Source organism: Ciceribacter ferrooxidans (assembly GCF_004137355.1).
Taxonomy (GTDB): Bacteria; Pseudomonadota; Alphaproteobacteria; order Rhizobiales; family Rhizobiaceae; genus Allorhizobium; species Allorhizobium ferrooxidans.
In genome coordinates this window covers 1-274 of sequence record NZ_SDVB01000006.1, presented here as the reverse complement: position 1 = coordinate 274, position 274 = coordinate 1, and the positions used below count along the sequence as shown (strand labels likewise).

Sequence of the window (274 nt, the reverse complement as noted above, 5' to 3'; positions counted from 1 at the left end):
AGCGGCGCAACACCCTTGTCCATCAGAGTTTCGTAGCGCTGCGTCACGCTCCGATAGCGGCCATCCGGATCAGCCAGCGCACCCACAGCGGCCTGGTATGCCTTGAAGCGCCCGCGCGACTCATCGAAGAACCTGCCCGCTGCAGCAATGCTGTCGAGTGTGTCCTGGCTCAACACTGCATCGGTGGCACCGCCGAACTGTTGCGCCACCAGGTAGTTTTGCTGATCGCTATTAACGATATAGCTGGCGACGGCCCGGCCCAGCATCACATGTG

General features: G+C 61.3%; 1 protein-coding gene. It reads right to left on the bottom strand.

Annotated features, from left to right (window positions below; genetic code table 11):
- Positions 1–274 (bottom strand): hypothetical protein (locus EUU22_RS25075; RefSeq protein ID WP_205687796.1); only part of this gene is annotated, 274 nt, incomplete at both ends.